The 14,892-nt window shown below is 44.0% G+C and carries 14 protein-coding genes and 1 pseudogene; 9 read left to right on the top strand and 6 right to left on the bottom strand.

Features of this window, described 5'->3' with window-relative positions; translation table 11 throughout:
• Positions 1–237: 237 nt before the first annotated feature.
• Genes BM528_RS08945 through BM528_RS08935 form a run of 3 tightly spaced genes read left to right on the top strand, consistent with a single transcriptional unit; the run spans position 238 to position 2,727 of the window.
• Entirely contained in the window at positions 238–1,212 is a 975-nt protein-coding gene (locus BM528_RS08945; RefSeq protein ID WP_015066536.1) for a ParM/StbA family protein, read from the top strand.
• Positions 1,213–1,214: 2 nt separating this feature from the next.
• The gene (locus BM528_RS08940; protein WP_015066535.1) at positions 1,215–1,484 is read left to right on the top strand and encodes a hypothetical protein; all 270 of its coding nucleotides are present in this window, start codon (positions 1,215–1,217) and stop codon (positions 1,482–1,484) included.
• Between the two features lies 1 nt (position 1,485).
• Positions 1,486–2,727 (top strand): tyrosine-type recombinase/integrase, encoded by a 1,242-nt coding sequence (locus BM528_RS08935; protein ID WP_015066534.1) that lies wholly within the window; start codon positions 1,486–1,488, stop codon positions 2,725–2,727.
• An 11-nt stretch (positions 2,728–2,738) separates the two neighbouring features.
• Here the strand turns inward: BM528_RS08935 and BM528_RS08930 are convergent, their stop codons facing one another.
• The gene (locus BM528_RS08930) at positions 2,739–2,933 is read right to left on the bottom strand and encodes a helix-turn-helix transcriptional regulator (protein ID WP_000127614.1); all 195 of its coding nucleotides are present in this window, start codon (positions 2,931–2,933) and stop codon (positions 2,739–2,741) included.
• A 216-nt stretch (positions 2,934–3,149) separates the two neighbouring features.
• Entirely contained in the window at positions 3,150–3,686 is a 537-nt protein-coding gene (locus BM528_RS08925; protein ID WP_442855902.1) for a type II toxin-antitoxin system HipA family toxin, read from the bottom strand.
• Between the two features lie 351 nt (positions 3,687–4,037).
• Between BM528_RS08925 and BM528_RS08920 the strand changes: the two genes are divergently transcribed.
• Both BM528_RS08920 and BM528_RS18650 read left to right on the top strand, forming a co-directional pair.
• Complete coding sequence (locus BM528_RS08920; RefSeq protein WP_071979578.1) at positions 4,038–4,259, top strand: hypothetical protein; 222 nt, start codon at positions 4,038–4,040, stop codon at positions 4,257–4,259.
• A gap of 69 nt (positions 4,260–4,328) precedes the next feature.
• The gene (locus tag BM528_RS18650) at positions 4,329–4,496 is read left to right on the top strand and encodes a hypothetical protein (RefSeq protein ID WP_198033604.1); all 168 of its coding nucleotides are present in this window, start codon (positions 4,329–4,331) and stop codon (positions 4,494–4,496) included.
• 201 nt (positions 4,497–4,697) lie between these two features.
• Here the strand turns inward: BM528_RS18650 and BM528_RS08915 are convergent, their stop codons facing one another.
• Complete coding sequence (locus BM528_RS08915) at positions 4,698–5,858, bottom strand: DUF2891 domain-containing protein (RefSeq protein ID WP_083595248.1); 1,161 nt, start codon at positions 5,856–5,858, stop codon at positions 4,698–4,700.
• Between the two features lie 42 nt (positions 5,859–5,900).
• Positions 5,901–6,947 carry a PLP-dependent cysteine synthase family protein gene (locus BM528_RS08910; RefSeq protein WP_071979577.1) on the bottom strand — a complete coding sequence of 349 codons (1,047 nt, stop codon included), beginning with the start codon at positions 6,945–6,947 and terminating at the stop codon, positions 5,901–5,903.
• Positions 6,948–7,292: 345 nt separating this feature from the next.
• Here BM528_RS08910 and BM528_RS08905 point away from each other — a divergent pair.
• The 4 genes and pseudogenes from BM528_RS08905 (at position 7,293) to BM528_RS08890 (ending at position 12,356) form a co-directional block, all read left to right on the top strand.
• Positions 7,293–8,446 (top strand): annotated as a pseudogene (locus tag BM528_RS08905) (endonuclease/exonuclease/phosphatase family protein).
• Between the two features lie 101 nt (positions 8,447–8,547).
• Entirely contained in the window at positions 8,548–11,442 is a 2,895-nt protein-coding gene (locus BM528_RS08900; RefSeq protein WP_083595247.1) for a ligand-binding sensor domain-containing protein, read from the top strand.
• Positions 11,372–11,869: a hypothetical protein gene (locus tag BM528_RS08895; protein WP_232230619.1), complete on the top strand. Its 498-nt coding sequence runs from the start codon at positions 11,372–11,374 to the stop codon at positions 11,867–11,869. Before BM528_RS08900 ends, BM528_RS08895 begins: the two co-directional genes overlap by 71 nt.
• 58 nt (positions 11,870–11,927) lie before the next feature.
• The gene (locus BM528_RS08890) at positions 11,928–12,356 is read left to right on the top strand and encodes a DUF2177 family protein (RefSeq protein ID WP_071979576.1); all 429 of its coding nucleotides are present in this window, start codon (positions 11,928–11,930) and stop codon (positions 12,354–12,356) included.
• 42 nt (positions 12,357–12,398) lie between these two features.
• Here the strand turns inward: BM528_RS08890 and BM528_RS08885 are convergent, their stop codons facing one another.
• Both BM528_RS08885 and BM528_RS08880 read right to left on the bottom strand, forming a co-directional pair.
• A complete protein-coding gene (locus BM528_RS08885; protein WP_071981243.1) occupies positions 12,399–13,451 on the bottom strand; it encodes a fatty acid desaturase family protein in 1,053 nt (350 codons plus the stop codon).
• Positions 13,452–13,543: 92 nt separating this feature from the next.
• Positions 13,544–14,686, bottom strand: a complete 1,143-nt coding sequence (locus BM528_RS08880; protein ID WP_232230618.1) for a flavin reductase family protein — start codon at positions 14,684–14,686, stop codon at positions 13,544–13,546.
• Positions 14,687–14,892 lie beyond the last annotated feature (206 nt).

Genomic DNA, 14,892 nt, shown 5'->3' with positions numbered 1-14,892 from the left:
GCGTATCGATTTTTTTGGCTCAGTCATCCGCCGCCAAACAGCGCCTATTCTCATACTTTTGCGAAAATGCAATAGGCAGATAGATGAAAGGATTTGTCACCTTTCTGCCCACCGCCAGTGCACCGAATCCTGATAATGACATTTGAGTGAACCGCCAGAGCACTTGGGCATGCCCAAGCGTGACCAGCGCGGTTGATTGAAAACCGTTAGAGCACTTTGAGTGCACAGGAGATAAGTATGTTTGTATTAGGCGTAGATATCGGTTACTCGAACCTGAAGCTGGCTATTGGCCAATCAGGCAGTGAACCGAAAACCATTATTCTGCCTGCGGGAGCCGGTCCTGCGGATCGTATGCCGGAGCGTATCGGTGGAGGCGATGATGAAACTTGTTTGTATGTATCTGTCGATAATGAGCGTTGGGCCGCCGGTGTGCCAGCTGGACGCCTTCAAAGCTGGGAACGAGAGCTTCACCCGGAATATCCCACCACAAAAACCTATAAGGCGCTTTTTCATGCCGCCTTGTTAATGGCTGAAACAGAATCCATCGATTTGGTTGTCACTGGATTACCGGTTTCCCAGTTTCATGAACCACAACGTAAGTCTGACCTTGTGCAGCGTTTAAAAGGTGTCCATCAAGTGACGCCTAAGCGCAGCATCACCGTTCGTGACGTCAAAGTGTTGCCGCAGCCTGCCGGTGCCTATATGGATCTGGTTCAAACAGGTGGTGATTTGGGCTTGATTGAAGAAGGTCGTGTCGTCGTCATAGATCCCGGCTTTTTTTCTGTTGACTGGGTTGCCCTTGAGGCCGGAGAAATTCGCTACAGCTCATCTGGAACCAGTCTTCAGGCAATGTCCGTGCTACTGGAAACCATTGATAAGCTGATTTCGGAAGATCACGGTGCCAAAGTCGGAATGGATCGACTTGAAAAAGCCATGAGAACCGGCGACTTGCAGGTGCTGCTATTTGGAGAAAAAGTCGATATTTCACCTTATCTGAATGCTGCCATGAAAAAGGTAGCGCCTGTTGCTCTTACAGCCATGCGCCAATCCATGCGTGACGAAAGCATCAATGCGGACTTGGTATTGATCGCCGGAGGTGGAGCCATGGCTTATAAGGAAGCGGCCAAGGAGATTTTTTCACGAAGCAAGATCATCGTGCCGGAACAGTCTGTTTTGGCGAACGTCCGAGGCTTCTGGTTTTATGGGGCCTGATTATGAGAGTTGTCGTCAACATTCCCCCAGGGAGCCACCCTGAACTGCTCAAAGAATTAGAAAAGACGCCGCCACGGGAACGCGCTGAGCGTCTGCGGATGCTGGCCACCTTTGGGTTAATTCACATGAGCCAACCCAATCTATCCACGACATCTGTACCGGTGGATGGTCTTGCACCAGATGGTGAAGTTACTTCTAAGAGTACAGCGCCAGAACCCAAAGCAGAATCACGTAAACAATCATTAAAATCAAAACTAGGGCTGGGCTTATAACATGGCGTTATCAGTTAGCTGGCTCGATGCCAGGTTAAATAAAGAAGCAAAAGAAACCGTAGTAAAAGCCGACCGAGATGGGCTAAGTGCTCGGGTATCGCCCAAGGGCAAAATTGTTTTTCAGTTTCGTTATCGGTTTGATGGCAAGCAACAGCGGGTAGACATAGGTACTTACCCACTTATGAAGCTTGCTGAAGCTAGGAATGAGCTGGATAGGTTAAGGGCGGTACTTGATCAGGGCAGAAACCCCAAGCTCTACCTACAGCAGGAACGGGCCAAGTATTCTGCCAACCAAAGCTTCGAATCGATTTTTCGAGACTGGATAGACTCTGCCGGTAAGCAAGGGCTAAAGGAGAAAACGTGGCACTACCAAAAACGCAGCAGTGAAATATATTTGCTGCCCCGACTTGGCAAGTACCCATTAACTGACATCAATGAATTGTCCTTGCGAAACTGTCTTCGTGAGGTTTCGGAGTCGTCCCCTTCAAACACAGAACGTCTGGTGTCTGTGCTGCACAAGTTTTATGACTGGCTGATTGATGAACAAATTTTGGAAATTAACGCTGCCGCTGGGATCACAGCAAAAAAGGTTGGCGGTAAGAAAGGCAAACGAACTCGGGTGCTAAATGACAACGAGATAAGGATACTTTGGCGCTATTTGCATGAGTCAAAAATCACTGAGAAGAATCGCATCTACATAAAACTGCTTCTCTTATTGGGAGGGCGCAAGGGCGAACTCATTCAAGCTGAAAAGCATCACTTTGACTTGCAATCTGCAATGTGGACAGTGCCCATAGAGATCCGCAAACAAGGTGAGAAAATTGGAGCGCCGATCATGCGGCCATTGATTAGGCCTGCTATCGAGCTGATTGAACTGGCGATGCAGATGAGCAAATCAACTTACTTGTTTCCCGCGAACGGACAAGAAAAGCTTGCCACAAATGGCTTTGATACCACTATTCCTAACAATGTGAAAATCTGGGCTCGCAGGTCACTTGGCATTGAGATGGAACACTGGTCTATGCATGATCTTCGCAGAACGATGCGAACGCGAATGTCTGCCATCACGACGCAAGAAGTTGCCGAGTTGATGATTGGCCACAGCAAAAAAGGGTTGGATGCTATCTACAACCAATATCAGTACCTGGATGAAATGCGTCATGCTTACGACGTTTGGTATCAACAGCTAGAAACCATCATCGAGCCGACAGGCTTTCCGTTCAACTGGCGTTTCGGACAGTAAAAGAAAGAGGCTCAGTCCTCTTTCTTCTCATACTCTTCCAAGTCTTCAATGTGCCACAGCTTATTTCGCGTATTTCGGTTAATACGAGGTTGCGGCAAGCTGCCATCTTTTATTCTTCGCCAGAGCGTCGTATAGCTAATGTGGTAACGAGCCATCACTTCGTAAGATGTTAGAAAAGGGGTTACCTGGTGCGCTACTGCTGTCATCTGCATTCTCCTGAAAATCAATGTAAAGCTATCATCGCCTGATTCATCACTTGTTGATGGTCAGAAAGATGCATGATTTGTTCAGAAGATCAGCCTTATCATGACACCGGTATCATTGTGCAGTTTACCAAATTTCCAGTTTACGGCGAAAAGCGCCGTAAAATCGCATTAAGTTAAACCATCTTTATAGATATGCACGCTCTAGCTACTAGGAATTTAGCGTAGCGGTATGCTTCGTAAGTGCGTTTCGATGGCTTCAATCACTGACTTAGTAAGGGGTAAATGCGCTTTTTCTTTCGCCCATACCTCATGGAAGCATGCTACAGTTTGCTTTGCGGTATCTAACACCAATTTTTCTGGCAACATGGCTTTAGCCGCTAAGTGTGACAGCTCATCCAGCGTGAAATCACTGAATTTCTTGCTACGGCTCACCTTCAGCGATGCACTATCATCGGGGATATAAGGAATAGTCGAGACAAAATCATAAGCAGGCGCAATCGATGCGGTGCGCTTGTCTTTGTAAATCACAGACCAATTCTTCAAATGCATATCGGCATTACCAATTAACGTATTGAACACCAATCTGCGTGTAAATTCTGCGATGTCCTCGTCTTGACCTTCGATGCCGATAACCTGAGCAATATTGCGCATACTCGCTTTTTTGTATTTATCTTGAGGATAGACGCCAAACACTTGCGCAAAATCTTCAATATGTACGGCTTGATCACCTGCACGATCAAAGCGCTTGATCACACTATAAGCTTTGTAAATTGTGCTGGGATCATGATCAACCCTCAATAACTGTATTCATATACAGTATAGCAACAATTTAGCAGAACATAGCCTTTATTTTAAGACATAGGCGCAGATTTAGAGCTGCGCTTTTTCGTTTTTCTGTGCTTATCTCAGCTTTTTTCCTTGAACCACCCTAGACGCAAATCTCCAGCCCCTGAGCGCAGGTGAGTCAGGTTTTTGCTTTTGTTATTCCATTTATTTTATTGGCTTAGGTACAGTAGAAAGCGGGAGAAACTTAGGCATACTGTAGCTGAAAGTTTAATTATTGTGCTTTTTTGAAAATGGAAACTATTTACAAAGGAATAAATAATGAAGGAATTGATAAGTTCAGAGATAGATGCTGTGTGTGGTGGAAATAGCGCGAGTCGACTGGAAATTCAACGAATGAGAGAAAGCCGGACTGGCGGGATACGCGACAACTCTCGGTTTAATTGCATAATTGCAAGTGTTGTAGGAGCCAGTTTAGGTATTTTTGGAGTTGCTGGTGCAATGGCTGGTGCTGGTTTTGGTGCTTATGTGTGCTCCCAGTAAAACCAAAAATTTGCGGGATGCAGTAGTGTATCCCAGCTTTTTTTAAAAATTTGAGTTTAAAGGAACACTATGAAAACGTTTTTGTTTAACAGCACCTTTGTCGCTCTTTCCTCATGCTGGGGCTGGTTCGATCAGAACCTTTGGTTTCTATTTGCGCTCTTGGTACTCATTAAAATTGAAATGGCTGCCAATGCCTCTGAAAATGTTAGATTTAAAATTCAAAAGAACAGTATTTAGTCTATCCATTACTAACCTTACCGCGCTTTAGCGAATTCAATTAGCAAGGCCAATTAGCAGTATCAACTAGTGAGGCTAGCCCATTGGCTGGCAATGTCTATCTTGTTGCAAACACTCATGAGTTGTTTAGATTCAATCAGCAAATGAGTGTTTACTTTGGCTATCAGGTGTATTTTCCTACAGCAGCGTCAGGGCAGGTGTTTACTCAATACCTCTCGATGTTTCTAGATAACTGGCAAAACTGCCAAGCCAATGGCTTCCCATATAGTGCATATCCTCTAGCACGGCGTTTAATCCGGCATCGCGATGTGCTTGCATTACATTTTGCAGTGCGCCAATGCGCGGATCGTTAGCATCTAAAGCGTTTATGATGCCCTCAATCATCCACGCTCTACTTATATTTAAACCGTCTAAATGTGCCAACTTACCATCAGATTTATCGGTTACCGCAGCAGGCTGCAACCAGTTATTGCTTGTGCTAGTTAGCGTTGGGAAAAAGTCAGTAAGCCATTCGCCGTATTCTTCTTTAGACATCACGCGACGCATTAGGTCTGCCTGTGCTAAACAAGGCGACAGAAAGTCTTGCCCTGATGGTTCGTAGCTTATTGGACAGCGGGTATCACTCTCATAATAATCTTTTATTCTTGATGTGAGTAGGGCTTCAAAGGATTCACTTTTTGCAATACGACTCCAATCTAGCATTAAGCCAAAGGCAAAAGCAGTTTGGCTGTGTTCTCCTGTGCGTATGGGGTAAGCGAGCTTAGGTAGCCAGCTTTCTATACGCTCAACAATAATGTTTTCTAAAGGCTTAAGTCGCGAAAGCCATGTGGTTGCTTCAGGTAACGGCGACTGACGCAACTCAGCGGTTAATTGTAAAAACCATGCAAGACCGTAAGGACGTTCGAACGCCTTGTTATTAGGCCGTTGTATCGTCGCTATTTCACCTTCGATATTTTGCTGGCTAAAGCTTTTGTGCAAGCTGGCAATAATTGAGTCGGTTGCAATGTTATCGCCGCCTGTATTCAACATGCGAACCAATAGCCAGTGACCATGCACGGAAGAATGCCAGTCGAGACAGCCGTAAAATGCAGGATAAAGTGCTTTTGGCGTCTTTGCATCGGCATCGCTGCTCATCGTGTGCTTAATAATATTAGGATATTCTTGATGGATACATTGCAGTGCGAGGTTTGAAAATACCTTCTCGTAGCCGCTGTCCTTTTTGTTAACACCTTTACTCTGAGCATTAGCTGCACTAACAGCGCTATTTGTGTAGGCACTGGCACTAACACTACTACCACTGACACTGATAAAAAATGAGATGGCGGTAAAAGTGAATAGAATGGCGTTATCGACCTTTCGCATAATGTTTCCTTGCAAGTAAATGTGGAAATAACGTGTAAGAGATTAACCCACTTCTAGGGCGTTTAATATCTCTTCATATTCACCAGTACAACCTATTTCTCTGTCAATCCACTTGCCATTGTAATAGGTATCTAGATAGCGTTCTCCGCTATCACACATAAGCGTCACAATAGAGCCCTGCTCACCGTTTTCTAACATTGACTGGGCAACTTTCAGTGCACCCCATAAATTTGTTCCCGTTGATGGCCCTGCATTAATACCCAGCGTATCGTTTAACCAGTGCATTGTGGCAACGCTGGCTGCATCAGGCACTTGAATCATATCGTCGATTACATCGCCCTGAAATGAAGCTTCCACTTTGGGTCTTCCAATTCCTTCAATTCTGCTGCCTCTATTTGCAGTAAGTTTACCGTTGCCCTGTTTGTAGCTATCAAAAAACACAGAGTACTCAGGGTCTACAACTATTAACTTCGAGGTTTTACCTTTAAAGCGAATGTATCTACCAATCGTTGCGGAAGTGCCGCCGGTTCCGGCACTCATTACAATACTGTGAGGAACAGGGTAGGGCTCTGCCTGCATTTGGTGAAAAATGCTTTCAGCGATATTGTTATTACCCCGCCAATCTGTGGCTCGTTCAGCAAACATGAACTGGTCCATAAAGTAACCATTGTGTAATTTAGCAACTCGAATAGCCTCATCATGCATTTGGGTTGGGCAATCGACAAAGTGGCACCTGCCGCCAAATTGTTCAATAAGCGCAATTTTTTTCTGTGCAGTAGAGCGGGGCATTACTGCAATGAATGGAACGCCGATCATTCGAGCAAAGTAGGCTTCAGATACTGCTGTACTGCCTGACGACGCCTCAACAACAGTGGTGTGTTGATTAATTTTGCCGTTACACAATGCATATAAAAATAGTGAGCGGGCGAGGCGATGTTTTAAACTGCCTGTGGGGTGTGTACTTTCATCTTTAAGGTAAATGTCTATACCATCAAGCTTGAGAGCTTCTAGCTTGATAAGGTGCGTGTCGGCCGAACGCTGATAATCTGCATTTATTTTTTTTACCGCTTGAGTAACCCAATTCGACATAACGATATCTTTATGATTTAACGATGGAAGAGATATTAGCACTGGTTTATGAGTGTTTTAGTGCGTATTTATCTACTTTTGGTTTTATCTTTGCGTTATAAATCTATTTTTTATTATTTTAATGCAATCTTATGCTTTTGGTGTTTTGGCTATTATTTAGGAGCGATAAAAAAAGCGTGGTATTGTTATTTGAGCTGAAGATTGTATTTCGCATTTTCTGTAAAGGAGTGATTGGTGAGACGGATTCAGGCATATGCAACACTGCTGTTATTTACACAACTAGCATTAGTGTCGCCGCTGTGTTTATCACAGCACACATTAAAAGTAGCCACTTTCAATGTCAGTATGGAGTCTGGTAACTACGCAGCATGGCTTTCTAATGAACAAAAGACAGCCCATGAAAAAAAGACAGTCACTGAACTGACCACATTACCGCAAAAGCCTATGTCTGGAACAGAGGTTCTAGAGCATATTTTGAGCTCAGGCGAGCACCCCCAAGTTAAAAATATTGCTGAAATAATTCAACGAGTGAATCCAGATATATTGCTGTTGAACGAGTTCGACTATATCGAAGATAAAGCCAAGGGCGTTGATGCCTTCATCGATAATTATCTAAATATCTCCCAAAGTGGACAACCTGCGGTAGATTATCCATATAGCTACATAGCGCCGGTAAATACAGGCATAGCCACGCCTTTTGACCTTGATAACAACGGCAAGGCCGAAAAGATCGGCGCCGACGCGCAAGGCTTTGGAATGTATCCAGGGCATTATGGCATGGCAATTTTGTCAAAGTATCCGATCGACGTAGAGAATATACACACTTTCCAGCGTTTTAAATGGCAGCATATGCCGCACCCGCAAGAAACCCTGATACCAGATGGTTCAGAAGGTACGTCCAAAGCTAAACCGTGGTACAACGAGAAAGAATGGGCCGCGTTGCGCTTGAGCTCTAAATCTCATTGGGATGTTCCTGTGTTGGTTAAGGGCAAAACTATTCACATTTTGGCAATGCATCCAACACCTCCAGCATTCGACGGTGCAGAAGACCGAAATGGCAAACGCAATCATGATGAAATTCGATTAATGGCAGATTATCTCTCTCCAAATGAGGGAGCATATATTTATGATGATAATAATGAAAAAGTAAGCTTAGAAGCAGATGCTAATTTTGTGCTAGTGGGCGATTTTAATGCAGCTGACGTGGGAGATAAATATCGAGTAGGTGTCATTGAACAATTACTTAATCACCGCTTGTATCTAGTGAGTTTGTGCCTAAAAGCCAGGGAGGTGCTGAATCGTTCGATAGTGAATACAGCGACCGCTTTACAGCAAGTTGGGGGGCTAGGGTAGACTATGTATTGCCGTCCAAAGGGCTTGATGTTGAGAGTGGTGGCGTGTTCTGGCCCACAAAAAGCAGTGAGCTTTATCGACTAATAGAGAACAGAAATGCGAGTTCAGATCACCGTATTGTGTGGGTATCCATGCTGTTGCGATAGGCCAAGCAATAATAATTGATGAGATTACGCTGGTCAGTGTTTCATCGATAGGTTATTTTAGACATGTCTAGATCACATTGGCGTTGTTAAACGAGAATCCATTGAAGTTTTTATCTTTCTCACTGTTTTTGCTTATCACGATTCTTTCCTCCTCACTGATCAATAGCGTGGCGAGGGCCTCCGATGTTGTTCCTCTTTCTCGATATTTCCCGCAAACGTGGAACACTCAAAATGGATTACCCCATAATAGTATCAATGCGCTAGCTCAAAGTTCAGACGGCTACATTTGGGCTGGAACATGGGAAGGATTGGCGAGATACAACGGAGCAAAATTTGACATATTCACACGTGGGAAACCAACCGGTCTGCCCGACTCTGGTATTCGTAGTCTTTTCACCCACCCTAAAACTAAAGAGATGCTGGTTGCCGGAAGCCGAGGAGGGCTTTCTGTATTAGAGGACCGTCGCTGGTATGCACAAAAATCAGCAAGCTCCATGATCAACCATGCCTTTAAAAGTAGTGACAACACAGTATGGCTGGCTCTAGAGGATGCTGGTTTTGAGGTGAGACTTATCGATGGTAGTAAAGCTAGATACTTAACTCACACTAGTGCATATCGCATTATTGAAGATAGGGATAAGCGAATATGGCTTGCTACAAATGTTGGCCTCTACGTCTATAACGAAGGGAACGTCGAGTTGGCCTCGCCAAAGCACGAAGAGCTTACGGGGCCTACCTTTACTCTAGCACTTGACCAAAATGGCAACGTCTTGGTTGGCACAGAGCGAGGCGTATGGCGGCACAGCGATAATAAATTTTCGGTTCTACACAACGGCTTGGCTAATGAATCTATCAGTAGCATTTTGCGCGATTCTCAAAACAATATATGGGTCGGAACCATTAATCATGGCGTTTATCGATTAAGCCAACTGGGACTTGAAAAGCTGACTACAGAGGCCGGCCTGCCAAATAACCGCATTTTTTCGTTACTTGAGGATAGAGAAGGTACCATCTGGGTTGGAACAAACGGAGGCCTTTTCAGTCTACGTCGGGCTCCTTTTACCACCTTCACACAAGACCAGGGGTTAAGTGGTAATTATATTCGTGCGGTGTTAGAAACTGAGAATGACAAACTTTTCGTCGGTAGCAGTAGCGGGCTCGATATTTTAACAAATGAAAAATTCCAACCAGTTACGTCACCTCTAGATCGCCCAATCTCCATACTGAGTCTAGCCAATCGCGACAGTGAATCTGTACTCGTTGGCACCTACACGGACGGTATTCTGCTTTACAAAGAGGGAGAGTTAGTTCCGTATTTAGATCGTTCAGATGGCCTACCGAGTAACGAAATACGCGCTATTTTAAAGGCTAAAGACGGCACTCACTGGTTTGGTACTGCGCATGGGTTGGTACGTCAGTCACTTGACGGAACTCTTTACCGTTATGATGAAAAGAATGGTTTACCCGCTCACTTTACGATGGGTCTATCCGAGGATAGATTTGGTCGAGTATGGGTAGCTACCGGAATGGGAGTGGCTTATATCGACAATGGTGTCGTGTACAATCTTACTTTTCCAGAGAAATCCGATGCGCAATATGCATTCAGTTTTTACTCCGATGTGGATGGAATGTGGATGGCAACAGACCGGGGAGTGGCATTTTTCAATTTTTCTACTGAAGAGGTAACATTCGTTGGCAGGTCGCAAGGTTTGCCAGTAGATAAAGTTTTTGCCATCGTATTTGAAAAGGGGGGAAACGCTTGGATAACATCAAATCAGGGTGTGTTTCTAACCTCTCGCGAGGCACTCTTAAAGACCATTAATCGACCAGAAAATAAGCTGCAGTTAGAGCATTTCAAAGAGGAAGATGGCCTTAGAAGTAGACAAATAAATGGAGGTTCACAACCCTCTGCTATTGTAAGTAAAAGCGACAATGTGTGGCTCGCGTCAGCAAACGGACTTGCAAATATAAAGTCAAAAAGGCTATCACGCATTAATCGCTTTTCCATTCCAGTAATTATTGAAGAAGTTCAGCTAGATGGACACGTTACCTCTTCCCTAAAAGAGAGAACGTTGATAACTGTCTCGCCTAATACAGAGCGTATAACTTTTAAATATGCAGGTTTAGGATACGCTATGCCTGATAAGATAGAATATAAGACGATATTGGAGGGCTATAATGACAGCTGGTCGGAACGTGGACAACTAAGGATAGCTGAGTACACAAATTTAGCGCCAAAAGACTACACTTTTAAAGTTCGTGCCCGCTATCCTAATGGTGATTGGCAGGAGGTAGATTCTCCTGTTATTTTGCGCATAGAACCAAGGTTTACTCAAACTTATACGTTTAAAATCATAATAATACTGGCTGCACTTGGTTTAATATGGTCAGCATTTAGACTGCGTTTTCATCATTTAAAAAGAACTGAAGCAATATTAAGAAGGCGAGTATCTGAACAAACTGAGTCGCTAGAATTGCAGACAAAACAATTCGAGTACCAGGCAACTCATGACGAATTGACAGGTGTTGCAAACCGGAGGGCTTTTGATAAGCGCGCGCTGAGTTTGTTCAGCTCAGCAAAAACAAACAATCAACCCCTCTGTTTGGCAATTATCGATATCGATTTCTTTAAACAGGTAAATGACTGCTATTCTCACATCATAGGCGATTGTGTAATTAAGGAAGTAGCGTCTTTGATTTCAGACTTGATCCCCAATAACGCGTTATGTGCTAGGTGGGGCGGTGAAGAGTTTACTGTACTGTTACCTCAAAAATCCACAGAAAATGGATTTGAGGAACTAGATAGTATTCGAAAATATATCAGAGAACACGATTTTGATCGTATTGCTGATAACCTTTCGATTACTGTGAGTATAGGAGTCGCAGGCATCTCCTCTGCCAACGATTATGATCGGCTTCTTAGTCATGCAGACCAAGCTCTCTATAAAGCAAAACAACAAGGACGAGACCAAGTTGCCGTCTTCAAGCATTCGTAATTTTCGCGAGACCTGCCAAATTGCTGCCCTTCCATGCTTGCTACTTGCAATGCTATCCGCTTGTGGATCGAAACCACCGCCTGCGTTATTGGTAAAAGACATAGAAAAAATAGAGCATGTTGTCGATACAACCTTACCTCTGGTTCAAAGAGCGTACGCTATTCCACATAAAAAGGTATGCGAAGAGGAAGGTGGTGAGTGGAAAAAGCTGGGAATGCAACAGCATGAGTCTTGTGTTCTTCCTGCAAACGATGCGGGGAAAGCGTGTACAGATAGTACTCAATGCGAGGTTGCTTGCGTGGCTAAAAATAAAGAATCACATTATGGAGCTCGCGCGGAAGGCGTTTGTTTACAGTCAACTGATTTGTTCGGCTGTCACTCTTATGTGTCAAAAGGTATTGTTGAGCCTCCCTTATGCACGGATTGAATAGCACCGCAATAATAATTTCGCGCAGGCCTTTCTCAATTAAGAAGAAACATCACTAATGCTAAGTAATATTTTACACTACGCAAAAAACATTGTCGTATCGCTGTTAGCTATCTTTATATGCTTTGGCGTTCTCGATTTTCTCTGGTTAGGTATTATCGCTGACAGCTGGTATCAAACTGAAATGGCGCCACTGTTGCGATCACAGTTTATAACGTGGCCGTGGTTGGTATTTTATGTAATGTATGGCTTTGTTGTGTTTGTGCTAGCAGTAGTAGCAAACCGTGACAAGTCGCTGTTATATGCGGGAATTGATGGTGCCTTACTGGGTCTTGCGAGTTACGGTGCTTATAATCTTACCGCATATAGCATTATCGACGGGTTTACTTTGTTTATTATGCTTATAGATTGGGCGTGGGGCACATTCCTAACCAGCGCTAGCGCAATGGCAGGCTGGTTAGGGTTCAAAGCAGCGCTACGAAACTAAGCAGCGCTACGAAATTAGCCAGCGCTGAGAAAATAAGCTGGGCTACGGAAACGAGTAGCGCAAGATACGTTTAAGCACGCTTGCATACTGACTGAAAAATCCGCCCGTGTTGTAGTGCATGCCGTGTTCTTTGAAAATGGCTTGCACCCGGGGGGCCATTTCTTTGTAGCGGCGTGCGGGAATATCTGGAAACAGATGATGCTCTATCTGAAAGCTCAAGTGGCCGGTCAGCACATGAAAGAGTGTGCCGCCTTTTATGTTTGAAGACCCCAGTGCTTGTCGGTAATACCATTGTCCTTGGGTTTCATCAACACAGTCTTCGGCATTAAAAGTTTGCACATCACCGGTGAAATGCCCGCAGAAGATAATGGTAGACGTCCATAAGTTCCTCAGTAAATTAGCCGCTAAGTTACCGGTGAAAACATACAAAAAGAATGGGCCAGCCAATGCAGGAAATAATACATAATCTTTAACTAATTGGCGGGCTCCTTTACTAAAAAAGCGACGCTTTAGTTCTGAATGTGATATTTGGTTTTTACGATTATCTTTCTTTTTACCAAAAAATACCCGCTCTGCTGCCATTTCATGGTACGACACGCCCCATTGAAACAGCACACTTAACAGAATGTAGGTAACAAACTGCCACAGGTTTTTTATCCGCCAGCGAAAGTCATTCGATAAACGCAGTAAGCCGTAACCAAAGTCTCTGTCTTTGCCTATGATATTTGTGTAGGTGTGGTGTTCGTAATTATGAACTCTATTCCAACTTGAGCCATCACAGGCAATATCCCATTCGTATGCTTTTGAGTTGATATGCTTATCGTTCATCCAGTCGTATTGACCGTGCATAACATTGTGGCCAATTTCCATATTGTCCAAAATTTTAGCAGTCGCTAAACTCAGCACACCAAAAACCCATAGAAGAGGCTGAAGAAACCCTAAAAAGAGGAAGATTCTACCCGTCCATTCACACGCTCGCTGGGCTAAAATAACGCGTCGAATATAGACTGCATCTTCCTCACCAAGTTTGCTTTTTATCTCAATTTTAACCCCGTCCAGTTGTTCTGCTAATTTTTCATAATTGGGTGTTGAGATGTGTTTAGTCGGAGCAACGTCGCTGGTACTTGCAGATGCCTTTTCTTGTGAAATGAACGTATCGTTAATGGCAATTTTATTACTTGTTGTTATCATGCTTGAAGCTCCAAATCTGTGACTGCTTGTGACACACAAAGCTGAATTAATTGTTCTGCACTATCAGACAGTGCCCCAGTACGAGTATCGCGAACTACCCCGCGCTTTTTCACACATTGACATTGATGACAAATTCCCATTCCGCAGCCATAGGTCACGGGCTGATTCGCTTCTAACAATTGCTCAAGCAAGGTTTGCTGATTGTTTACTGATAGCGTATTACCGTTGTGGGTGAGTGAGAAAGAGGTAGCTTCGTCACTCTTCTGCGAAACGTCATTTAGAGAGACTGTGGGAAAAGCGGCGAAATGTTCGCTATCCAATGGCGTCTTGGTGATTAACTGCATGCGGGCAACGTCCTCGTAAAGTGACTGAGGGCCACATACCATCCAGTGAGAATGAGCGTGTTCAGCTAAATGATTTTCTACATCTCCATCTTGCTGTCGACTAAGAAGCTGGTAGCTAAAGTTTCCATTTTTACGCTGATAAACTTCCAGCTCGTCTGTAAGTAGGTGTTCATTTTCCTTGGCGAAATACAACAAATGCACAGTAGGTTTGGTGTGGGTCATTAACGCCATATCGTCGAGCATAGCTATGAAGGGCGTAATGCCAGAACCGCCAGCTATCATCAAAATAGATGAGGCGCGTTTTTGGGGTTCTTGTGAATGCGCAGCATTGTGAGTGTTGGCGAGTGCAGATCGATTGTCGCTGGGCCTACTTTCATTCGGGAAAAGGAAGTTACCCATAGGCGCAGAAATATTGACCCAGTCATTACATGACAGAGAGCCTAAATAAGGTGTTAAGGCGCCGTCTTTTTTCGTGCGAATAACAAGTCGGATATCGCCAGACGTATTTCTGCTGCTTTGACCACTTGCAATGGTAAACACGCGGCTTACCAGTTTCCCGTTTATTTCAAGCGTTATTGAAATATGTTGTCCTGCACAATGACTTGGCCATTTTTTTTGTGGAGCAAGGGTAAGCTGCAATGTTGTCTCATCAAGAGGCGATACCGATTTTACCCGAGCTCGATAATAGCCATCTCGCCACGATGGCTTGATAGCTTGAACCACGGTTTCCCAATATCCCGCCCACGTTGAATGGTGGAAGAAAATTGATGTGGCTTTGTTTATTAATGTTTTCACTATTGCTTTTGCGCTCTTTATTTATAGTCTTTGTATTTTAGTTTTGCGTACACTTGTACGCTCATTCGGCGCACAAGTGTAAGCTTAAATAAATAAAAAGCAATAGGGTGTTTATTAAATAGTCAAAATTAATCGGTGTGAACAGATGTAAATATGCAGTGTAATTTCTGTCTTATTTGCCGCTTATTTAAGAGGGGCTCTATCAA

It is taken from the genome of Alteromonas sp. RW2A1 (assembly GCF_001886475.1).
Classification (GTDB): Bacteria; Pseudomonadota; Gammaproteobacteria; order Enterobacterales; family Alteromonadaceae; genus Alteromonas; species Alteromonas hispanica.
Note: the sequence above shows the minus strand (reverse complement) of the source record. Positions and strands in the feature narration are given on the sequence as shown.